Here is a 20,295-nt window from a genome sequence, read left to right on the forward strand (position 1 = left end):
CGTCCCTTTTTTCCTTCACCGTTATCGCGACATTAACACGATTCAGCGCCTGACAGCGCGCTCAGCTTCTGACAAAATAGCGCCATCCCCCGCTTTTTCTTAAATGATGGATTTCCACACCGATGGCAGCAAAGATTATTGATGGTAAAACGATTGCGCAGCAGGTTAGAAGCGAAGTGGCTGAGCAAGTTAAACAACGTCTGGCCGCAGGAAAACGCGCGCCGGGTCTGGCGGTTGTGCTGGTGGGCGAAAACCCGGCCTCACAGATTTATGTCGCCAGTAAGCGCCGTGCCTGCGAAGAAGTCGGCTTTGTTTCCCGCTCTTACGATCTGCCGGCCTCCACCAGCGAAGCAGAGCTGCTCAAGCTGATCGACCAGCTGAACGCCGACGCGGAAATCGACGGTATTCTGGTGCAGCTGCCGCTGCCTGCCGGCATTGATAACGTCAAGGTGCTGGAACGCATCCATCCGGACAAAGACGTCGACGGCTTCCACCCGTACAACGTCGGCCGCCTGTGCCAGCGCGCGCCGAAGCTGCGCCCGTGCACCCCGCGCGGCATCGTCACCCTGCTGGAGCGCTATAATATCGATACCTACGGCCTGAACGCGGTAGTGGTCGGCGCATCCAACATCGTCGGACGCCCGATGAGCATGGAACTGCTGCTGGCCGGCTGCACCACCACCGTGACGCACCGTTTTACCAAAAACCTGCGCCATCACGTGGAAAATGCCGACCTGCTGGTGGTGGCCGTCGGTAAACCGGGCTTTATCCCGGGCGACTGGATCAAACCGGGCGCCATCGTGATTGATGTCGGCATCAACCGTCTGGAAAGCGGCAAAGTGGTCGGCGACGTCGACTTCGAAGCCGCCAGCGAACGCGCCGCCTATATTACGCCGGTTCCCGGCGGCGTCGGCCCGATGACCGTCGCCACGCTGATTCAAAACACCTTGCAGGCCTGCGAGGAATATCATGACGTTCAACCTAAATAAGTAAGGCAGTATGGAAATTTTTAATCTGGATAACCACCCGCACGTCGAACTCTGCGATTTGCTGAAGTTTCAGGGCTGGTGCGAAAGCGGCGGCACGGCGAAAGAAGTCATTGCCGATGGTCTGGTCAAGGTTGATGGCCAGCAGGAAACCCGCAAACGCTGCAAAATCGTTGCCGGACAGCAGGTCAGCTTTGCCGGCCGGACGGTCACCGTTCAGGCTTAATCGCCGCGATTAAAAAACCGGGTTGCACACGCGCAACCCGGCTTTCTCAGGTTCCCCTTTTCGTCCCCCTCGTATGCAGCCTCCTGCCGTCTATTTCTCGATCATCGTCAAAGAATTACTTTTTCCTCTGGCTGAATGTAAAAATTAAGTTGCACGCCCTACCGAGTTGCCAGACGATGAGTAGAACGTTCTACTAGAACGTTCTACTTACAATAACAGCGCCATTTTCAGCGCATCCAGGGTCTCACATCGGGGGAAAACAGCATGAGTCTGTTCTCAGGGTTTGTTAAATCGTTATCCAAACTGTCCATGATTGGCCGCGCGCTGATGCTGCCGATCTCACTGTTGCCGGCCGCCGGCCTGCTGCTGGCATTCGGCGACAAATTCCATCTGCCGCTGATGATGAACGCCGGCGGGGTGATTTTCGATAACCTGCCGATGCTGTTCGCCATCGGCTCGGCGGTGGGGCTGGCGTCAGAATCAGGCATTGCCGCACTGTCCGCCGCCGTGTCGGTGTTCGTTACCAATATCACCATCGGTACGCTACTCGGCATCACGCCGGAGATGGCCGCCCAGGGCGGAAAATATGCGTTGGTGGTCGGCATTCCCACCCTGCAGATGGGCGTATTCGGCGGCCTGATCTGCGGCATTCTCGCCGCCTGGTGCTATAACCGCTTCCACGCTATGCAACTGCCGGAATTTCTCGGCTTCTTCTCCGGCAAACGCTTTGTGGCCATCGCCACCGCTTTTTTGTCGTTCATCATGGGCCTGCTGCTGCCCTACGTCTGGCAGCATATTCAGTCGGGCATTGATGCGCTCTCGGTGGTGGTCAACGGCGATAATCAGGCGGCCTCCACCTTTATCTTCGGGCTGGTGGAGCGAGCGCTGATCCCGCTTGGCCTGCACCATATCTGGTATCCCTCCTTTTGGTATTCGTTTGGCGACTACACCACCGCCGCCGGTCAGGTGATCCACGGCGATCAGACCATCTGGTTCAAAATGTTGGAAGAAGGTGTGAAATCCTTCAGCAGCGACAGCTATCAGGACGCCGGTAAATTTATGCAGGGCGAATTCCCGCTGATGCTGTTCGCCCTGCCGGCTGCCTGCCTGGCGATGTATCATGAAGCCCAGACGGCCAACAAAAAAATCGCCGCCGGCATTCTGTTTTCCGCCGCGCTGACCTGCTTTTTGACCGGCATCACCGAGCCGGTGGAGTTCACCTTTATCTTCGTGGCGCCGATTTTGTACGTCTTTAACGCCATCATGGCCGGCCTGGCGTATATGACCATGTATCTGCTGCATGCGCATATCGCCAAGTCGTTCTCGGCCGGCTTTATCGACTACCTGTCATTCGGCATTCTGCCTTCGTTCAACGGATATCAGACCCACTTCCTCAGCGCCGTTATCGTCGGTATTCCGATGGCGCTGATCTACTACTTCACCTTCCGCTTTGTCATCCGCCGCTTCGACGTCAAAACGCCGGGCCGCACCAACGTAACCGCCAATGCGGATGACAAGACCGACACCGAGCTGGCAACGGAAATCATCGGCCTGCTGGGCGGCGCACAGAATATTGACTCCGTCGGTTCCTGCATCACCCGCCTGCGTCTTGAGGTGGCGGACAGCAAAGCGGTGGATAAAGACGGCCTGAACGGCCTCGGGGCGCGCGGCGTGGTGTTCGTCGGCGATAGCGGTATCCAGGTGATTTTTGGCGCGCGGGCGCAATTTATTGCCCAAACCATGTCGACGATGATTGGCAAATAAGCGGAAGATGGTAGGCTGTGAACGTCTCCGTCATCGTTCGGAGACGTTGTTTTATCTCGCTGATTACGGCGGATTTTTCCGGGAGCAGGTTTGAAGAAAGTCAGCATTATCGACGTGGCAAAACAGGCGGGAGTTTCCGTCTCGACGGTGTCGCTGGTTCTGCGCCAGAAGGGCAAAATCTCCGACGCCACCATCGCCAGGGTGCAGGCCGCTATCCGCCAGTTGGGCTACGTGCACAACGTGGCGGCAGCCAATTTGCGCGCCAGCACCTCAAACCTGATTGGCCTGATCCTGCGGGATTTCAGCGACAGCTTCTCCATCAAGGTGATGGCCAGCATCGTGCAGGAACTGGAAGCCCAGGGCTATATGGTGTTTCTCGGCCAGCCGCAGGATGAACAGGCGCACCTGGAACGCTGTCTGCTCTCTTTCAAGCAGCAGGGAGTGGCCGGAGTGATTTATCTGGCGTCCGATGCCGCCCGCCCGCAGCTGCCCGCGCTTATCCGCCAGTGTCCGCTGCCGCTGGTGGCGGTTTCGCAATCGCTGCTGGAGGAGGAGTGTAACCTGGTGATGCGCGATAACCGCCAGGCCGCGGGGTTGGCCACCCGCTATCTGATCGAACGCGGGCACCGCAGCATCGGCTATATTGGCGGCCGACAGGATTCACTGATTCGCCAGCAGCGGCTACTGGGATTTCATGGCATGCTTGCCCAGCACGGCATCGCCTGCAAAGAAGAGTCCGCCCCCGCCTGCAGCGACGATACCCGCGCCGCCAGCCAGGCCACCCGTCGTTTGCTCGAGCAAAACAATACCACCACCGCCCTGCTCTGCCACTCGCCGGACGCCATGATCGGCTGTATCAACGGTATTCATCAGGTAGGCCGCACCATCGGCAAGGATGTGTTTCTGACGCAGCAGGTGGCGCTGATTGGCTTTGAAGATATGCTGCACGTCAACCTGACCTCGCCGTCGTTTACCTACGTCTCCTCCGCCAGCGAAGAAACCGGCCGTCAGGCCGCCGCGCTGATGCTGCGCCAGCTGAAGGAGCCGGCGTTACAGACCCAGCGCATCACGCTGTCCGGCCAGTTGGTCAGCCGGGAGTCGGCATAAAAAAAGCCGGGGAGTGAAACACTCGCCCGGCCTGAGAACCGCTTTATAGCGCTTACTTACGGCGCCAGGTGGTGCCCTGCGGGCCGTCTTCCAGCACGATACCCATTTCGTTCAGCCGATCGCGGGCTGAGTCCGCCAGCGCCCAATCTTTCGATTTACGCGCGTCGTTACGCTGCTTAATCAGCGCTTCAATCTCTGCCACTTCACCGTCATCGGCCTGCGCGCCGCTCTGCAGGAACGCTTCCGGCTCCTGCTGCAGCAGGCCCAGCACTTTCGCCAGTTTGCGCAGCTCGGCCGCCATGGCGTTGGCCGCCGCCATATCTTCGCTTTTCAGGCGGTTGACTTCGCGCGCCAGATCGAACAGCGCCGAATAGGCTTCCGGCGTATTGAAGTCATCGTCCATCGCCTCGCGGAAACGTGCCTCAAAGGCTTCGCCGCCGGCAGGCTGTGCCGCCGGGTCGGTGCCGCGCAGCGCGGTATACAGACGCTCCAGCGAAGCGCGCGCCTGTTTCAGGTTCTCTTCGCTGTAGTTCAGCTGGCTGCGGTAGTGGCCGGACATCAGGAAGTAACGCACGGTTTCCGCATCGTAATACCCCAACACGTCGCGAATGGTGAAGAAGTTGTTCAGCGACTTGGACATTTTCTCGCGGTCGATCATCACCATGCCGGAGTGCATCCAGTAGTTGACGTACGGGCCGTCGTGAGCGCAGCTGGACTGGGCGATTTCGTTTTCATGGTGCGGGAACATCAGATCCGAACCGCCGCCGTGAATATCAAAATGGGTGCCAAGCTGTTTGCAGTTCATTGCCGAGCACTCGATGTGCCAGCCCGGACGGCCTGCGCCCCACGGTGATTCCCAGCTCGGTTCGCCCGGCTTGGACATTTTCCACAGCACGAAGTCCATCGGGTTGCGTTTAACGTCGTCAACCTCTACCCGCGCGCCGGCCTGCAGCTGTTCCAGATCCTGACGCGACAGCAGGCCGTAATCCGCATCGCTGTCGATAGAGAACATCACGTCGCCGTTGCTGGCCACGTAGGCGTGATCGCGATCCAGCAGGCGCTGGGTAATCTCGATAATCTCGGCGATATGCTGCGTGGCGCGCGGCTCCTGATCCGGACGTTCAATCAGCAGCGCGTCAAAATCGGCGTGCATCTCCGCCAGCATGCGGCCGGTCAGTTGATCGCAGGTTTCGCCGTTTTCCGCCGCCCGGCGGATGATTTTGTCGTCCACGTCGGTCACGTTGCGTACGTAGTTCAGATCGTAACCGAGGTAGCGCAGGTAGCGCGCCACTACGTCAAAGGCGACAAAGGTGCGGCCGTGGCCGATATGACACAGATCGTAAATGGTTACCCCGCACACATACATACCGACCTTTCCGGCATGAATTGGTTTGAATTCCTCTTTTTGACGACTCAGGGTATTAAAAATCTTTAGCATCGGGACATTCCGTGGTGTGCGTTGTAACAATATTAATAACAGGGATCCGCGTATTGAACCCCGAAGACCGCAGTAATGCAAGGTTAAGGCCAAGGAATGCTGACATCCTCGGCAGAAAACCCGGCGCCGCGCGCCGCCTTCCGCTGTTATCTTATAACAAAAATCAACGGGCAGACAGCGCAAGCCAAGCCCGCTGCTGACTCGCTAATAGAGATATGTTATAAGGTCGGTCTGATTGTTTACAGTCCGCTGTAACATCTCACTTCACCTTGTTAGGATTAAAACTATGGTTACTTTCCACACCAATCACGGCGACATCGTCATCAAGACCTTTGCCGACAAAGCACCGGTCACCGTTGAAAACTTCCTGAACTACTGCCGCGCAGGTTTCTACGACAACACCATTTTCCACCGTGTTATCAATGGCTTTATGATTCAAGGCGGTGGTTTTGAACCTGGCATGAACCAGAAAAGCACCCAGGCGCCAATCAAAAACGAAGCCAACAACGGCCTGCAGAACACCCGCGGCACGCTGGCAATGGCACGCACCAACGATCCGCACTCCGCCACCGCACAGTTCTTCATCAACGTGGTTGATAACGACTTCCTGAACTTCCGCGGCGAAAACGCGCAGGGCTGGGGCTACTGCGTATTTGCTGAAGTAGTCGAAGGCATGGACGTGGTCGACAAGATCAAAGGCGTGAAAACCGGCCGCAGCGGCATGCACCAGGACGTACCGGTCGAAGACGTGGTCGTCACCAGCGTTACCGTCAGCGAGTAATTGCGACGGCATGCACACGCTGTTTATCGCAGATCTGCATTTATGCGCACAGGAACCGGCAATTACTGCCGGTTTTCTGCATTTTTTGCAGCGCGACGCCGTTCACGCGGACGCGTTATATATCCTTGGCGACCTGTTTGAAGCCTGGATCGGCGACGACGATCCTGAACCGCTGCACGCCGAGATCGCCGCCGCGCTGAAGGCGCTGCAGCAGGCCGGCGTCCCCTGCTATTTCATCCACGGCAACCGCGACTTCCTGCTGGGCAAACGCTTCGCCCGCGCCAGCGGCATGACCCTGCTGCCGGAAGAGCAGGTGCTGGAACTGTACGGCCGCCGCATCCTGATCCTGCACGGCGACACGCTGTGCACCGACGATCGTGACTACCAGCACTTCCGCCGCCGCGTACATAATCCGCTGATTCAGAAACTGTTTCTGGCGCTACCGCTGCGCTGGCGTCTGAAAATCGCCGCCGGTATGCGCGCCCGCAGCCAGCAAAGCAATCAGCACAAAACGCTGGATATTATGGACGTGAATCCGCAGGCGGTTGAGCAGACGATGGCGCGCCACAACGTGCGCTGGATGATCCACGGCCATACGCATCGTCCCGCCATCCACGAACTTTCGCTGCACGGCGCAGCGGCGCATCGCGCGGTATTGGGCGCCTGGCACCAGGAAGGCTCAATGATCAAAGTCAGCCGTGACGACGTCGAGCTGATCGCCTTCCCGTTCTGATACAGCGCTAACTTCCTGACTTCAGGCGCGAGTGGAAAAATTCGCGCTTTTCACGGTGAAAACCGGCCACGCAACCGTTTTCCTTGCTGTGCACCCGTGGTATGCTCTACGCCCTCAAATGGCTTGCCGCCTCAGGCAATTGGCCAACGCTTGTACAATGACAGGAGCCTTACACCCATGGGAGCCAACGCCGCTTCAGCCACCACCGATGGCGCTAAAATCGCAATTGTAATGGGATCGAAAAGTGACTGGGCCACCATGCAATTTGCGGCCGACGTCCTGACCACGCTTGATGTCCCGTTCCATGTTGAAGTCGTCTCCGCTCACCGCACGCCGGATAAACTGTTCAGCTTCGCCGAACAGGCCGACGCTAACGGTTTCGATGTGATCATCGCCGGCGCCGGCGGCGCGGCGCACCTGCCGGGTATGCTGGCGGCGAAAACGCTGGTGCCGGTGCTGGGTGTGCCGGTGCAGAGCGCGGCGCTGAGCGGCGTGGACAGCCTGTATTCCATCGTCCAGATGCCGCGCGGCATTCCGGTGGGCACGCTGGCGATTGGCAAGGCAGGCGCGGCCAATGCCGCGCTGCTAGCGGCGCAGATCCTGGCGCGCCACGATGGCGCCCTGGCGCAGCGGCTGGCCGACTGGCGTCAGGCGCAGACCGACGAGGTGCTGGGCAATCCGGATCCGCGGGAGGAAGCATGAAGCCGGTTTGCGTACTGGGCAATGGCCAGTTGGGCCGCATGCTGCGCCAGGCCGGCGAACCGCTGGGGATCGCCGTCTATCCGGTTGGTCTGGATGCCGAACCGGAAGCGGTGCCGTATCAAAACAGCGTGATTACCGCCGAGATCGAACGTTGGCCGGAAACCGCGCTGACGCGCGAACTGGCGACCCACGGCAGCTTCGTCAACCGTGATATCTTCCCGCGTCTGGCCGACCGCCTGACGCAAAAGCAACTGCTTGACCAGCTGAATCTGGCGACCGCACCGTGGCAACTGCTGGCTGACGCGGCCGAATGGCCGCAGGTGTTCGCCAAACTGGGTGAACTGGCGATCGTCAAACGCCGTGTCGGCGGCTACGATGGCCGCGGCCAGTGGCGCCTGCGCCCCGGCCAGGAAGCCGAACTGCCGGCCGACGCTTATGGCGAGTGCATCGTCGAGCAGGGCATCAATTTCTCCGGCGAAGTGTCATTGGTGGGCGCACGCGGGCACGATGGCCAATGCGTGTTTTATCCGTTGACCCATAATCTGCACGAAGAGGGCATTCTGCGCACCAGCGTGGCGCTGCCGACGCCGAACCCGGCGCTGCAGCAGCAGGCGGAACAGATGCTGTCAGCGATCCTCAACGCCCTGGACTATGTCGGCGTGATGGCGATGGAGTGCTTTATCGTCGGCGATCGGCTGCTGATCAACGAGCTGGCGCCACGGGTGCACAACAGCGGCCACTGGACGCAAAACGGCGCCTCCATCAGCCAGTTCGAGCTGCATCTGCGCGCCATTCTCGGCCTGCCGCTACCGACGCCGGTGGTCAATACTCCGTCGGTGATGGTGAACCTGATCGGCACCGACGTGGACAGCGCCTGGCTGGGACTGCCGCTGGTGCATCTGCACTGGTATGACAAAGAGGTGCGCGCCGGCCGCAAAGTCGGGCACCTGAACCTCAACGATCCCAACGCCGGTACGTTGCGGCAGGCGTTGCAGCAGCTGGAACCGCTGCTGCCCGTCGAGTACCAAAGCGGCCTGAATTGGGCACAGCAGAAACTGGCGTAATCCGCGCTGCGGCAAAAAAAGGGTTCGGCACTGCCGAACCCTTTGTTATTGGTGCTAACCGTCATAGCGGCGGAACAGCGCCTGCCCGCGCAGCAACCGCACGCCCAGCCAACCGCCGCACAGCGACAACAGCAGCGCGCTGAGCAGCGGCAGCGCCCACCACAGCACCGGCGTCGGCTGCCACGGGAAGTCAAACACCCGGCTCTGCAGCTGCCACAGCGCGGCTTCGGCTCCCAGCGCTGCCGCAAACCCCGCGGCCAGCCCCAACAGCGCAAACTCGCACCACAGCGTACGCCGCAACAGGCGCTTGCTCGCTCCCAGCGTGCGGTACACCACCAGTTCCTGACGACGTTGGCGCATGCCCACCTGCACCTGAGCCAACAGCAATAAGCCGCCGCACAACACCACCAGAATCACCATCACCTCCAGCGCGCGGCTGACCTGCTGCAGCACGCCGCCAACCTGATGCAAAATGGCGCCGGTGTCCAACAGGCTGAGCGTCGGGAACTGCCGGTTCAACTGGGTCAGCATGCTGCCGTCACCGCCGTAGCGGAAACTGGTCAGCCAGGTCTGCGGCTGGCCGTCCAGCGCCCCCGGCGGGAAGATAAAGTAGAAATTAGGCCGCAGGCTCTCCCAATCCACCTGCCGCAGGCTGGTGACTTTCGCCTGGAATGACTGGGTATCGCCGCTGAAGGTCAGCGTGTCGCCCAGTTTCACCTTCAGCCGCTCCGCAATGCCGGCATCCATCGATACTTCGCCGCGCTGCGGCGGCCACTGGCCTGCGGTCAGCGGATTGTGCTGCGGCCGCTGCGCCAGCCAGGTCAGATTCAGCTCACGGTTGACCGCCTCGCCGCCGGGATCGTCCTCACGCACCAGCTCGGTCGCCGCCTGCTGATTAATCTCCGTCAGGCGTACGCGCACAATCGGATAGAAAGTTTCCGGCGCGATCTGATGCTGCTGCAGGAAACTGCGTACCTGCGGCACCTGCTGCGCCGTCATATTCATCAGAAAGTAGTTCGGCGCCTCCGGCGGCAGCTGTTGCTGCCAGCGCTCCAGCAGATCGCCGCGCAGCACCAGCAACAGCGCCAACAGCATAAACGACATGGAAAAGGCCGCCAGTTGGCTGACGGTAACCCAAGGCTGGTGCAGAAGCCGGTTGACCGCCAGCCGCAACGCCAGGTTGCGCAGCCTGATGCGGCGCAGCAGCGCGATGCAGCCCCAACCGATCGCGCCGAGCAGCAACGCCAGCACCACCGTGCCGGCCAATACTGACCACAGCAGCGTACTGCCCCCCATCAACAGGCTCAGCAACGCCACCACGATCAACAGCGCCGCCGGCAGGAAGTAACGCAGCGGCCAGACGTTGGCCACCACGTCGCGCCGCAGCACGCGCAGCGGCTGGGTCGCCAGCAGTTGCCGGTAAGGGCGCAGCCCCACCAGCAAGGAGATCATCACCAGCGCACCCAGCGCCCACAGCCACGGCCAGCCGCCAGCGGCCGGCAGCGCCTTGGGCAGCACCGGCGCTAACAGCCGGATCAGCAATGCCTCAAACGCCAGCCCCAGCAGGCTGCCGCACAGCGCCGCCAGCAGCAGCACCGCCAGCCATTGGCCGACAATCAGCCGGCGCAGCGCCTTGCGGCCGGCGCCCAGCGTTTTCAGCACCGCCATCAAATCGTGACGGCTGCGGCAATAGTGGCTCATCGCCACCGCCACCGCAGCAACGGCCAGCAACAGCGTCAGCAATGCCGACAGCAGCAGAAACTGCTGCGAACGCTGCAGCGATTTGCCCAGCGCGCCGCCGGCGTTCTCCGTATCAAACCAGCGCTGATCGGCCTTCAGCTGCGGCGTCAGCGTCGCCGCATAACGGTCCAGATCCGCCTCGGCGCCGGCAAACATATAGCGATAGGTCAGGCGGCTGCCGGGTTGCACCGCGCCGGTTTTCTCGACGTCCGCCATATTAATCAGAATACGCGGCGCGGTCTGGAAAGGATTAAACCCGGAGTCCGGCTCCTGCAGTATTTCCCCGGCGATGCGCAGCGTGGCGTCGCCGACATCCAGTTCATCGCCCACTTTGACGCCCAGCAGCGCCAGCAGCCGCGGCGCCACCAGCACCGTGCCCGGCTGTGGCTTGACGTTCGCCGGGCGCGTTTCCAGCTTGCCGTACAGCGGATAAGCCAGATCGGTCGCCTTAACGTTGGCCAACTGCGGCCGATCGCCGGCGTAGGTCATGGTGGTAAAAGAGAGCTGGCGGCTTATCTGCAGGTTTTGCCGGCTGGCGTCAAGCAGCCAGCCTTCCGGCACCGGATGCGCGCTGCGCAGCACCCGGTCACCGGCGATAAAATCGCGGCTCTGCTGGCTCAGGCCTTTTTCCATCCGGTCGCTGATGCTGCCGAGCGCCAGCACGCAGGCCACCGCCAGCGTCAGCGCCAGCCAGACAATCAGCAGCGACGGCGAACGCCATTCCCGCCAAAACCAGCGCCAAATCATGCTTCCTCCCACAGCTTGCCGTCACGCAAGCGCAGCCGGCGCTGGCAGCGCGCCGCCAGCGTTTCATCGTGGGTCACCAGAATCAGGGTGGTGGCGTAATCGCGATTGAGGGAAAACAGCAGATCGGCGATGCGCTCGCCGGTCTGCCGGTCGAGGTTGCCGGTCGGCTCATCGGCAAACAGCACGCGCGGCCGGCCGCTGAAGGCGCGCGCCAGCGCCACCCGCTGCTGCTCGCCGCCGGACAACTGCGCCGGCAGGTGATCCAGCCGCTGCCCCAGGCCAAGCTGCTCCAGCAGCTGCACCGCCTGTTCGCGGCTGCGGCGATCGCTCTCGCCGCGCAGCAGCGCCGGCAACTGCACATTTTCCAGCGCGTTCAGCGTCGGCACCAGCATAAAGGACTGAAAAACAAAACCGACGTTGCTGGCGCGCAGCGCAGCGCGCCCTTCTTCATCCAGCGCGCTCAGCGACTCGCCCAGCAGATGCACCTCGCCGTCGCTGCCGTCATCCAGCCCGGCCAGGATCCCGAGCAGCGTCGACTTGCCGGAACCGGACTCGCCGATCAGGGCAAGAGTCTGCGCAGGTTTGACAACCAGCTCGACTCCGGTAAGGATGGTGAGCTGATGCTCACCCTGACCAACGTGCTTACTAAGATGATGAACTTCAAGAACGTTTTCCGCTGGCATTTTCCCATCCTTCTGCTGTTGGGTTTATTCTGTTTACGTGCGGCGGCTGCCGATACGTTATTGATTCTTGGCGACAGTTTAAGCGCCGGCTACCGCCTGCCGGTGGCGCAGGCCTGGCCGACGCGGCTGGCCGAACAGTGGCGGAAACAGCCCGGCAGACCCGAAGTGATCAACGCCAGCATCAGCGGTGATACCGCCGCTCAGGGACTGGCGCGCCTGCCGGCACTGCTGAAACAGCATCAGCCGCGCTGGGTACTGATTGAGCTCGGCGCCAACGACGGGCTGCGCGGTTTTCCTCCGCCGGACCTGCAACGCGACCTTGAGCAAATAATCACCCTGACGCAGCAGGCCGGCGCCCGTCCGCTGCTGATGCAGATTCGGATACCGCCGAACTACGGCCGCCGCTATACTGAATCATTCAGCGCGGTCTACCCGCGGCTTGCCAAACAGTTCAGTATCCCCCTGCTGCCATTCTTTATGGAGCAGGTGGCTATTAAGCCGGAGTGGATGCAGGATGACAGCCTGCACCCGAATCTGGATGCCCAGCCGTTTATCGCCAACTGGATGGCGGAACGCCTGACCCCCTTAGTGACACAGAAGCCTGCGCCCCATTGATCCATGCCGTATTGCGGCAACATCGATGCGGCTAGTATGACGGGTATAATCAAATTAGGGATGAAGAGTAGGTAAAGTTATGCAAAAAGCGGTATTAATCACCGGCTGCTCCAGCGGGATCGGCCTGATCGCGGCGCAGGATTTACGCAGCCGCGGTTATCGCGTGCTGGCCGCCTGCCGCAAGGCGCAGGACGTCGACCATATGCAGCAGTTCGGCTTTGAGAGCATCCAGCTGGATCTGGACGACAGCGCCAGCGTCGAGCGCGCGGCGGCGCAGGTGATCGAGATGACCGGCGGCCGCCTGTACGGCCTGTTCAATAACGGCGGCTACGGCGTTTACGGCCCGCTCAGCGGCATCTCCCGCCAACAGCTGGAACAGCAGTTTTCCACCAACCTGTTCGGCACCCACCAGCTGACGCAGCTGCTGCTGCCGGCTATGCTGCCGCACGGCGAGGGGCGCATTATCCAGACCAGTTCAGTGATGGGGCTGGTCGCCAGCGCCGGACGCGGCGCCTACGCCGCCAGTAAATTCGCGCTGGAAGCCTGGTCCGACGCCCTGCGTATGGAACTGCACGGCAGCGGTATTCAGGTCAGCCTGATCGAGCCCGGCCCGCTGACCACCCAGTTTACCCAGAACGTCAATCAGACCCGCAGCGATAAGCCCGTACATAACCCCGGTATCGCCAAACGCCTGACGCTGCCGCCGGAGGCGGTGCTGCCCAAACTGCGCCATGCGCTGGAAAGCCCGAAAGCCAAACTGCGCTATCCGGTCACTTTGCTGGCGCACGCGCTGAGCGTGCTGCGCCGTATTCTGCCCGGCCGGGCGCTGGACTGGCTGCTGCGCGGCAACGGTTAATTGCATTACCGGGGTTGAAGGATGCGTCCCCTGCCCCCACGTAGCCCTATATGCTTCGCAGATCAGAGAGAAAATAATGCTAACGCCGACAGTTATTGAGATTAACGAAACCAACCTGCATCAGACGCTGGAACAGTCAATGTCCGTTCCGGTGCTGTTTTACTTCTGGTCCGAACGCAGCCAACACTGCCTGCAGTTAACGCCGGTGCTGGACAAACTGGCGGCGGAATACGCCGGTCAGTTTGTACTGGCGAAAGTCGACTGCGATGCCCAACAGGCGATCGCCGCGCAATTCGGCCTGCGCTCCATCCCTACCGTCTATCTGTTCAAAGACGGCCAGCCGGTGGACGGCTTCCAGGGACCGCAGCCGGAAGAAGCCATTCGCGAACTGCTGCAGCGCGTTCTGCCGAAAGAAGAAGACCTGAAGCTGGCGCAGGCCGGCGAACTGCTGCAGGAAGGCAAGGCGATCGATGCGCTGCCGCTGCTGAAAGAAGCCTGGCAGACCAGCAATCAGCGCAGCGATATCGGCCTGCTGCTGGCGGAAACCCAACTGACGCTGAACCGCGTTGAAGACGCCGAAGCGGTGCTGGCCACCATTCCGCTGCAGGATCGCGATACCCGCTATCAGGGGTTGGTGGCACAGATTGAACTGCTGAAACAGGCCGCCGATACGCCGGAGATCCAACAGCTGCAGCAGCAGGTCGAGCAGGATCCCGCCAACGCCGAGCTGGCGACCCAGTTGGCCTTGCAGTTGCACCAGGTCGGCCGTAATGAAGAAGCGCTGGAACTGCTGATGGGGCATTTGAAACAGGATTTGGCCGCTGCCAACGGCAACGCGCGCAAAACCCTGATGGATATCCTCGCCGCGCTGGGCACCGGCGACGCACTGGCCGGCAAATATCGCCGCCAGCTGTATTCCCTGCTGTACTGATTCCCGCCGCCATCGGGGCCGGCACGCCCCGATGGTTCCCCGTTTATACGCTCAGCGATAAACCCGCACGCCGCCCTCTACCCCTTTCGGGCTGAACAACACCTGCCACAGCTGAATATTGCGCGAACGGAAAGCACCGGCGCAGGCGTTCAGGTAATAGGTGAACATCCGTTCAAAACGTTCCGAATAGTCAGCAGCCAGCTCGGGCCATGCCCGTTTAAAATTCTCCAGCCAGGCCATCAGCGTACGATCGTAGTCCGCGCCGATATTGTGCCAGTCTTCCATTACAAAACGCCCTTCGCTGGCATCGGCAATATGTTTGACCGACGGCAGACAACCGTTGGGGAAAATGTATTTATCAATCCAGGCGTCCACGTTCAGGTCGGTCTGGTTGGAGCCGATGGTGTGCAATAAAAATAAACCGTCCGGGCGCAGATTGCGTGCTGCAACGCTGAAGTACGTGTCGTAATTCTTCGGTCCGACATGTTCGAACATGCCGACGGAAACAATACGGTCGAACTGCTGGTGCAGATCGCGGTAATCCTGCAGCAGAATCTCGACGTCCAGCCCGGCGCAGCGCTGCTGCGCCATTTTTTGCTGCTCGGCGGAAATCGTCACGCCAAACACCTTCACGCCGTAATGTTCCGCCGCATACTGCGCCAGACCGCCCCAGCCGCAGCCGATATCCAGCAACGTCATCCCCGGCTTCAGCTGCAGCTTTTCGCAGATCATGCGCAACTTATCCTGCTGCGCCTGCGCCAGCGTTGTGGCCTCTTTCCAATAGCCGCAGGAGTATTGCATATAGGGATCGAGCATACGGCTGAACAAATCATTGCCGATATCGTAATGCTCTTTGCCCACCTGCCAGGCACGTTTACGCGACTGGCGGTTAAACAGCCGGGCGTAGGCAATACGCGCAATATCCGCGATATTCTTCGGCAACCGCTCGTCAACGCCGGCGCTCAGCAGGCGGCTGAATAACATATCCAGACGCTCACACTCCCACCAGCCGTCCATATAGCTTTCACCGAAGCCCAGCGATCCTTCCTGCAGCACCCGCTTAAACATCTGCGGATTATTCACCTGAATATCAAACGCCTGGCTGCCGTTAATCGTAATACCGGCCTGCGCCAGCATCTCTTCAACCATGGCGTACCAGCGATCTTTTCTACGAGACAGCGTATTAATACCGACCGAATCCATAACCATCCTCAACGCAGAAGACGTTTCAAAAAGCATAGTCGCAAATTGAAATGACAAAATTTTGAAAGGAGATAAGTGCGTGAATGCAGGGTACCCAACGAGGGAAACGGTATGAAATGAATTAAAATTATTAATAACATGCCTAATTGGCATATTTACCTGCACGGATAGCGCCGGTAACCGCCGTTCGGACACTCAGTACGGCTGGCGGAGTGAGGAATATCGACATTCAGGCAGAGAAAGCAGGCTTTACCCGGTAAAGTGTCGTAATATTCACTTACATCTGTAAAACAGGAGGTTATGCAATGTTCGCTTTTATTATTATCGTGATTGTCGTGGCGTTGGTCACCGTTTTCGCCGGCGTCAAAATCGTGCCGCAGGGTTACCAGTGGACGGTAGAACGCTTCGGCCGTTATACCAAAACCTTAATGCCGGGCCTGAATCTGGTGGTGCCGTTTGTCGATCGCATCGGCCGTAAAATCAATATGATGGAACAGGTGTTGGATATCCCATCGCAGGAGGTCATTTCCCGCGATAACGCCAACGTCTCCATCGACGCCGTCTGCTTTATTCAGGTGATCGATCCCGCGCGTGCGGCCTATGAGGTCAGCAATCTGGAACTGGCGATCATCAACCTGACCATGACCAACTTCCGCACCGTGCTGGGCGCCATGGAGCTGGACGAAATGCTGTCGCAGCGCGATAACATCAACAGCCGCCTGCTGCAGATTGTCGACGAAGCCACCAACCCGTGGGGCGTGAAGATCACCCGCATCGAAATCCGCGATGTACGTCCGCCGGCCGAACTGGTGGCCTCCATGAACGCCCAGATGAAGGCGGAGCGCACCAAGCGCGCCGATATTCTGGAGGCTGAAGGGGTGCGTCAGGCGGCAATCCTGCGCGCCGAAGGGGAAAAACAGTCGCAGATTCTGAAGGCGGAAGGCGAGCGGCAGTCGGCGTTCCTGCAGGCGGAAGCACGTGAACGTGCGGCCGAAGCGGAAGCGCGGGCCACCCAGCTGGTGTCTGACGCGATCGCCAGCGGCGACATCCAGGCGGTGAACTACTTTGTCGCGCAAAAATACACCGACGCGCTGCAGAGCATCGGCGCCGCCGATAACAGCAAGGTTGTAATGATGCCGCTCGACGCCAGCAGCCTGCTCGGCTCTATCGGCGGCATCGCCGAACTGCTGAAAGACGGCAAAGGAAAAGCGTAATGCTGGCGGCAATTGTGGAAAACCCGCAGTGGTTCTGGCTGTCGCTCGGCGGCCTGCTGCTGATTGCCGAGATGCTCGGCACCAGCGGTTATCTGCTGTGGAGCGGCGTGGCGGCGGCAATCGTCGGCACGCTGGTCTGGCTGTTTCCAGGCATCGGCTGGGAATGGCAAGGGGTGCTGTTTGCCATTTTGGTCGTCGTGGTCGCCTACCTGTGGTGGTATTGGCTGCGCGCCCGTGCCTCCGCCAGCGACGGCGCTCAGGCGATTAACCAACGCAACCGGCAGCTGATCGGCACCCGCGCTACGCTGACCGAACCGCTGCATAACGGCCTGGGTCGCATTAATATCGGCGACGGCAGCTGGCGCGCCCGCGCGGCGCAAGATTTACCGGCGGGCACCGAAGTGGAAGTGGTCGCCGTGGAGGGCACGACGCTGGTGATCCGCGCCGTCAACCGCGGATAACGGCATCACCGCTTAACCCGGCGTATGGCAGCAGCCGGCCAGGTTATTAATGATCGGGCAGTCAGCGCCGTCATCGCCCGGACACTGCTCAGCCAGCGTCAACAGGCGCTGGCGCATCTCCTGCAGCGCCTGGATATGTTTTTCTATCTCCGTCACCTTGTGCAGGGTGCGCGCTTTAACGTCGGCGCTATGCCGCGCCGGATTGTTGAACAGCGCCACCAGCTCACGGCACTCGTCCAGATTAAAGCCCACCTGCCGCGCCTGGCGCAGCAAGGTCAACTCTTCAATATGTTTAGGGTTGTAGCTGCGATAGCCGTTGTCGGTGCGGATCGGCGCGGTAACCAGGCCTTTTTCCTCATAGAAGCGGATGGCCTTGCTGGTTAAGCCGGTTTTTTTCGCCACATCGCTGATATTCATCGTTCCCCCCTTGACCTTACCCTTGCGGTGAAGATCCTGTATCGCGCAGTACCGTAACATACAGCGCCAGCTCAGCAGTTTACTAGTCTACCTCTAAACCCCCCGGCTCGCCTCCAGAATATGACGATACCCGTTAGGGCGTGGTACGCCGGCGCATCCAGCAGGCCGTCAGGAGATAAAGTTATCCTCAGCCTGCTCCAGGCCAATGGCTTTTTTGCAAAAATATTTTCCACTTAAATATATCAATACCATTTGTTGTATTTGATATATAAAAAAGAGACTAATATGATCCAAGACACGCTAAGAAGCGCAGAGTAACTCGGAATAAATCGCACAAAAACATAAACACCTAGTAAGATGATTACCGCAGGAATCAAATAAAAAAAGGACTGAATAAGCCATAACATTGCGCGTTTCATTTTCGCAAGATCTCATCTCTAGCGTCTGCGTTTTTTCCTTCGTTATTATCACTGCAATTTATTTCACAAATCACATTATTCATTTAATGCTTAATAAAAGTAAAATCTTGACCTTCCCCCAGCGGTAAGGTTTAACCTCATTCTCAGTGAAAAGCGTTAAGGCGGTCAAGCCTTAATCAATAATGCTCAAATGAAGGAGACAAACCATGTCGAACACTACCGTACTTACGCTGCAGGGCCTTACTTGCTCACACTGCGTCGGACATACGCGTAAAGCTCTGGAAGCCGTTCCCGGCGTTACCGCCGCCGACGTCACCCTTGAGCAGGCCAAAGTCACCGGTGACGCCGCGCCGCAGGCGCTGATCGGCGCCGTAGAGCAGGCCGGCTACCACGCTCAGCTGGCCGGGTAACGCCACCGCTCATCGTGGCCGGCATTTCAGTAATCTCCTGCCGGTACCTCCCTCGGCGGCGCGTTAAGCCGCCGAACACCCTCTCCCCTTCCCCTTTGGGATAATTCCACCGTTTCTCAGGCTTTCCCACACGGCGCACAGCGTTTAGCATGGATCACACATTTCACCCATCAGCTTTCAAGTAATGTTGGAATCTTACAGGGATAAACAGGAGCTATGCCGTATGGGTCAACTGTTACGCCGTTTTGCCGTTTTTCTTGGCTTAATATCGCCAGCGGCCTACGCCTATCCGGGCATAGATATTACGCTGCCGGGCGATCGGCAACTGCATCTGGTCGGCAGTATCCATATGGGAACGGCCAATATGGCGCCGCTGCCCGCCCGGTTACTCAGCCGTCTGAAGCAGGCCGACGCTCTGATTGTCGAGGCCGATATCACCGGTTCGGCATCGCCGTTTGGCGAGGCGGAAGAGCAGCCGCCGCTGGCTGAACGCCTGAATGATAAGGAGCAACAGCGTTTACAGACGCTGTGCCAGGAGTTGGGCGCCGATAGTGCGCTGTTCGATACGCTGCCCGGCTGGCAGATTGCGCTGACCATGCAGGCGCGTCAAGCGCAGCGGTTGGGGCTGCGTGCGGAATACGGCATCGACCATCAGTTGCTGGAAGCCGCCAAAAGCCAACAAAAAAAAGTGATAGAGCTGGAAGGCGCCGACACGCAGCTCAAAATGCTGCAACAGCTGCCCGAAGGCGGGATGGCGCTGCTGCGCGATACGCTGACGCACTGGCACACCAACGCCCGCCTGCTGCAAACCATGATCGGCTGGTGGCTGGACAGCCAGCCCAGCATCGCTCTGGATACGCTGCCCACCACCTTCAGCACCGGGCTGTATGATGTGCTGATGCATCAGCGTAATCTGCAGTGGCAACACCAGTTGCAGGCGCTGCCGCCCGGTAACTATGTGGTGGCCGTCGGCGCGCTGCACCTGTACGGCGAAGACAACCTGCCGGAGATGCTGCAAAAAGCGCCATAAAAAAATGGCCAATATCGCTATTGGCCAGTCAAAGAGGAATTTCTCATATTTTAGTTATACGCATGCAGCCGCTCAGCGGCTGCGGCAGACAGGGTAACAACCTGTATAACAACTTGGCAACCGACTTTACTTAGCCGGCATACTCATACCGCCAGCGTCGTACATTTGCCGGCATGCCGCCGTTCGGCGTACAGTTTACCCACTCTGGCTATTACGGTTTAAGGACACCGATTATGACACCCGCAGTCGTACTGCTTGAAAAAAACAGGGTCGCTTTTACGCTCCACCCCTACCATCACGATAGCGATGAAACCAATTTTGGCGATGAAGCGGTAAAAAAACTGGGGCTGAACGCCGACCAGGTGTACAAAACGCTGCTGGTGGCGCTGAACGGCGACGCCAAAAAGCTGGCGGTGGCGGTCACGCCGGTCGCCACGCAGTTGGATCTGAAAAAGGTCGCCAAGGCGCTGGGGGCAAAAAAGGCGGATATGGCCGATCCGCAGCTGGCGCAGCGCGTTACCGGCTATCTGGTAGGCGGCATCAGTCCACTGGGGCAAAAGAAACGGCTGCCGACGGTAATCGACAGCCCGGCGCAGCAGTTCGCCACCATTTTCATCTCAGGCGGCAAGCGCGGGCTGGATATTGAACTGGCGGCCGACGATTTATGCCGTCTTCTGACCGGCACCTTCGCCGATATCGCCAAGCGGGATTGAGTCCGTCACTGACGTCAGCGAACAACGGGCGGCCTGCTCACGCCGACCGCCCGTG

20 protein-coding genes and 1 pseudogene are annotated in these 20,295 nt (G+C 59.6%); 16 read left to right on the plus strand and 5 right to left on the minus strand.

The window, feature by feature from the left end:
• The first annotated feature begins 122 nt into the window (after positions 1-122).
• From folD to malI, 4 genes are all read left to right on the plus strand, one after another.
• Positions 123-989 carry a bifunctional methylenetetrahydrofolate dehydrogenase/methenyltetrahydrofolate cyclohydrolase FolD gene (gene folD / locus HF675_RS17920; RefSeq protein WP_105230089.1) on the plus strand — a complete coding sequence of 289 codons (867 nt, stop codon included), beginning with the start codon at positions 123-125 and terminating at the stop codon, positions 987-989.
• Positions 990-999: 10 nt separating this feature from the next.
• Positions 1,000-1,212 carry a ribosome-associated protein YbcJ gene (gene ybcJ / locus HF675_RS17925; RefSeq protein ID WP_187043527.1) on the plus strand — a complete coding sequence of 71 codons (213 nt, stop codon included), beginning with the start codon at positions 1,000-1,002 and terminating at the stop codon, positions 1,210-1,212.
• A 264-nt stretch (positions 1,213-1,476) separates the two neighbouring features.
• Positions 1,477-2,976, plus strand: a complete 1,500-nt coding sequence (locus HF675_RS17930) for a PTS transporter subunit EIIC (RefSeq protein WP_105230087.1) — start codon at positions 1,477-1,479, stop codon at positions 2,974-2,976.
• Positions 2,977-3,066: 90 nt separating this feature from the next.
• Complete coding sequence (malI, locus tag HF675_RS17935) at positions 3,067-4,083, plus strand: Mal regulon transcriptional regulator MalI (protein WP_187043528.1); 1,017 nt, start codon at positions 3,067-3,069, stop codon at positions 4,081-4,083.
• Positions 4,084-4,135: 52 nt separating this feature from the next.
• Here malI and cysS read toward each other — a convergent pair whose 3' ends face one another.
• On the minus strand, positions 4,136-5,521 hold the full coding sequence (cysS, locus tag HF675_RS17940) for a cysteine--tRNA ligase (protein WP_111737607.1): 1,386 nt from the start codon (positions 5,519-5,521) through the stop codon (positions 4,136-4,138).
• A gap of 286 nt (positions 5,522-5,807) precedes the next feature.
• On the opposite strand from cysS, the gene ppiB reads away from it, so the two are divergent.
• The 4 genes from ppiB to purK all read left to right on the plus strand — a co-directional run bounded on the left by ppiB (position 5,808) and on the right by purK (position 8,801).
• The gene (gene ppiB, locus HF675_RS17945; protein WP_105230084.1) at positions 5,808-6,302 is read left to right on the plus strand and encodes a peptidylprolyl isomerase B; all 495 of its coding nucleotides are present in this window, start codon (positions 5,808-5,810) and stop codon (positions 6,300-6,302) included.
• Between the two features lie 10 nt (positions 6,303-6,312).
• Complete coding sequence (locus HF675_RS17950) at positions 6,313-7,035, plus strand: UDP-2,3-diacylglucosamine diphosphatase (protein ID WP_111737608.1); 723 nt, start codon at positions 6,313-6,315, stop codon at positions 7,033-7,035.
• A 177-nt stretch (positions 7,036-7,212) separates the two neighbouring features.
• A complete protein-coding gene (purE, locus tag HF675_RS17955; protein ID WP_187043529.1) occupies positions 7,213-7,737 on the plus strand; it encodes a 5-(carboxyamino)imidazole ribonucleotide mutase in 525 nt (174 codons plus the stop codon).
• On the plus strand, positions 7,734-8,801 hold the full coding sequence (purK, locus tag HF675_RS17960; protein WP_111737609.1) for a 5-(carboxyamino)imidazole ribonucleotide synthase: 1,068 nt from the start codon (positions 7,734-7,736) through the stop codon (positions 8,799-8,801). Before purE ends, purK begins: the two co-directional genes overlap by 4 nt.
• 54 nt (positions 8,802-8,855) lie before the next feature.
• On the opposite strand, the gene ybbP is transcribed toward purK, so the two are convergent.
• Both ybbP and ybbA read right to left on the minus strand, forming a co-directional pair.
• A complete protein-coding gene (gene ybbP / locus HF675_RS17965) occupies positions 8,856-11,288 on the minus strand; it encodes a putative ABC transporter permease subunit YbbP (protein WP_187043530.1) in 2,433 nt (810 codons plus the stop codon).
• On the minus strand, positions 11,285-11,971 hold the full coding sequence (ybbA, locus tag HF675_RS17970; RefSeq protein WP_105230079.1) for a putative ABC transporter ATP-binding protein YbbA: 687 nt from the start codon (positions 11,969-11,971) through the stop codon (positions 11,285-11,287). The genes ybbP and ybbA overlap by 4 nt, the downstream gene beginning before the upstream one ends.
• On the opposite strand from ybbA, the gene tesA reads away from it, so the two are divergent.
• The 3 genes from tesA (at position 11,942) to HF675_RS17985 (ending at position 14,373) form a co-directional block, all read left to right on the plus strand.
• Positions 11,942-12,586 carry a multifunctional acyl-CoA thioesterase I/protease I/lysophospholipase L1 gene (tesA, locus tag HF675_RS17975; protein ID WP_187044770.1) on the plus strand — a complete coding sequence of 215 codons (645 nt, stop codon included), beginning with the start codon at positions 11,942-11,944 and terminating at the stop codon, positions 12,584-12,586. The two genes, ybbA and tesA, sit on opposite strands and share 30 nt — an antisense overlap.
• A 79-nt stretch (positions 12,587-12,665) precedes the next feature.
• Positions 12,666-13,442, plus strand: a complete 777-nt coding sequence (locus HF675_RS17980) for an SDR family oxidoreductase (RefSeq protein ID WP_105230077.1) — start codon at positions 12,666-12,668, stop codon at positions 13,440-13,442.
• Positions 13,443-13,518: 76 nt separating this feature from the next.
• Complete coding sequence (locus tag HF675_RS17985) at positions 13,519-14,373, plus strand: co-chaperone YbbN (protein ID WP_111737611.1); 855 nt, start codon at positions 13,519-13,521, stop codon at positions 14,371-14,373.
• Between the two features lie 51 nt (positions 14,374-14,424).
• Here the strand turns inward: HF675_RS17985 and cfa are convergent, their stop codons facing one another.
• On the minus strand, positions 14,425-15,576 hold the full coding sequence (cfa, locus tag HF675_RS17990) for a cyclopropane fatty acyl phospholipid synthase (RefSeq protein WP_111737612.1): 1,152 nt from the start codon (positions 15,574-15,576) through the stop codon (positions 14,425-14,427).
• A 305-nt stretch (positions 15,577-15,881) separates the two neighbouring features.
• Here cfa and HF675_RS17995 point away from each other — a divergent pair, with 305 nt between their 5' ends.
• A complete protein-coding gene (locus tag HF675_RS17995) occupies positions 15,882-16,790 on the plus strand; it encodes an SPFH domain-containing protein (RefSeq protein ID WP_105230074.1) in 909 nt (302 codons plus the stop codon).
• Positions 16,790-17,251 (plus strand): NfeD family protein, encoded by a 462-nt coding sequence (locus HF675_RS18000; RefSeq protein ID WP_187043531.1) that lies wholly within the window; start codon positions 16,790-16,792, stop codon positions 17,249-17,251. Before HF675_RS17995 ends, HF675_RS18000 begins: the two co-directional genes overlap by 1 nt.
• 12 nt (positions 17,252-17,263) lie before the next feature.
• On the opposite strand, the gene cueR is transcribed toward HF675_RS18000, so the two are convergent.
• The gene (cueR, locus tag HF675_RS18005; protein ID WP_105230072.1) at positions 17,264-17,668 is read right to left on the minus strand and encodes a Cu(I)-responsive transcriptional regulator; all 405 of its coding nucleotides are present in this window, start codon (positions 17,666-17,668) and stop codon (positions 17,264-17,266) included.
• Between the two features lie 637 nt (positions 17,669-18,305).
• Between cueR and HF675_RS18010 the strand changes: the two are divergent.
• From HF675_RS18010 to ybaK, 3 genes and pseudogenes are all read left to right on the plus strand, one after another.
• Positions 18,306-18,494, plus strand: a pseudogene (locus tag HF675_RS18010) (cation transporter); the annotation flags it as partial.
• 226 nt (positions 18,495-18,720) lie between these two features.
• Positions 18,721-19,527, plus strand: a complete 807-nt coding sequence (locus tag HF675_RS18015; RefSeq protein ID WP_111737613.1) for a TraB/GumN family protein — start codon at positions 18,721-18,723, stop codon at positions 19,525-19,527.
• Positions 19,528-19,760: 233 nt separating this feature from the next.
• The gene (ybaK, locus tag HF675_RS18020) at positions 19,761-20,240 is read left to right on the plus strand and encodes a Cys-tRNA(Pro)/Cys-tRNA(Cys) deacylase YbaK (RefSeq protein WP_105230069.1); all 480 of its coding nucleotides are present in this window, start codon (positions 19,761-19,763) and stop codon (positions 20,238-20,240) included.
• Positions 20,241-20,295 lie beyond the last annotated feature (55 nt).

Source organism: Serratia sp. JUb9 (assembly GCF_014298095.1).
GTDB lineage: Bacteria > Pseudomonadota > Gammaproteobacteria > Enterobacterales > Enterobacteriaceae > Serratia_B > Serratia_B rhizosphaerae.

Excerpts from the sequence above, each read along its gene's own strand:
- folD (WP_105230089.1), top strand. The coding sequence starts at position 123 with ATGGCAGCAAAGATTATTGATGGTAAAACGATTGCGCAGCAGGTTAGA.
- ybcJ (WP_187043527.1), top strand. The coding sequence starts at position 1,000 with ATGGAAATTTTTAATCTGGATAACCACCCGCACGTCGAACTCTGCGAT.
- HF675_RS17930 (WP_105230087.1), top strand. The coding sequence starts at position 1,477 with ATGAGTCTGTTCTCAGGGTTTGTTAAATCGTTATCCAAACTGTCCATG.
- cysS (WP_111737607.1), bottom strand. The coding sequence starts at position 5,521 with ATGCTAAAGATTTTTAATACCCTGAGTCGTCAAAAAGAGGAATTCAAA.
- ppiB (WP_105230084.1), top strand. The coding sequence starts at position 5,808 with ATGGTTACTTTCCACACCAATCACGGCGACATCGTCATCAAGACCTTT.
- HF675_RS17950 (WP_111737608.1), top strand. The coding sequence starts at position 6,313 with ATGCACACGCTGTTTATCGCAGATCTGCATTTATGCGCACAGGAACCG.
- purE (WP_187043529.1), top strand. The coding sequence starts at position 7,213 with ATGGGAGCCAACGCCGCTTCAGCCACCACCGATGGCGCTAAAATCGCA.
- purK (WP_111737609.1), top strand. The coding sequence starts at position 7,734 with ATGAAGCCGGTTTGCGTACTGGGCAATGGCCAGTTGGGCCGCATGCTG.
- ybbP (WP_187043530.1), bottom strand. The coding sequence starts at position 11,288 with ATGATTTGGCGCTGGTTTTGGCGGGAATGGCGTTCGCCGTCGCTGCTG.
- tesA (WP_187044770.1), top strand. The coding sequence starts at position 11,942 with ATGAACTTCAAGAACGTTTTCCGCTGGCATTTTCCCATCCTTCTGCTG.
- ybbA (WP_105230079.1), bottom strand. The coding sequence starts at position 11,971 with ATGCCAGCGGAAAACGTTCTTGAAGTTCATCATCTTAGTAAGCACGTT.
- HF675_RS17980 (WP_105230077.1), top strand. The coding sequence starts at position 12,666 with ATGCAAAAAGCGGTATTAATCACCGGCTGCTCCAGCGGGATCGGCCTG.
- HF675_RS17985 (WP_111737611.1), top strand. The coding sequence starts at position 13,519 with ATGCTAACGCCGACAGTTATTGAGATTAACGAAACCAACCTGCATCAG.
- cfa (WP_111737612.1), bottom strand. The coding sequence starts at position 15,576 with ATGGATTCGGTCGGTATTAATACGCTGTCTCGTAGAAAAGATCGCTGG.
- HF675_RS17995 (WP_105230074.1), top strand. The coding sequence starts at position 15,882 with ATGTTCGCTTTTATTATTATCGTGATTGTCGTGGCGTTGGTCACCGTT.
- HF675_RS18000 (WP_187043531.1), top strand. The coding sequence starts at position 16,790 with ATGCTGGCGGCAATTGTGGAAAACCCGCAGTGGTTCTGGCTGTCGCTC.
- cueR (WP_105230072.1), bottom strand. The coding sequence starts at position 17,668 with ATGAATATCAGCGATGTGGCGAAAAAAACCGGCTTAACCAGCAAGGCC.
- HF675_RS18015 (WP_111737613.1), top strand. The coding sequence starts at position 18,721 with ATGGGTCAACTGTTACGCCGTTTTGCCGTTTTTCTTGGCTTAATATCG.
- ybaK (WP_105230069.1), top strand. The coding sequence starts at position 19,761 with ATGACACCCGCAGTCGTACTGCTTGAAAAAAACAGGGTCGCTTTTACG.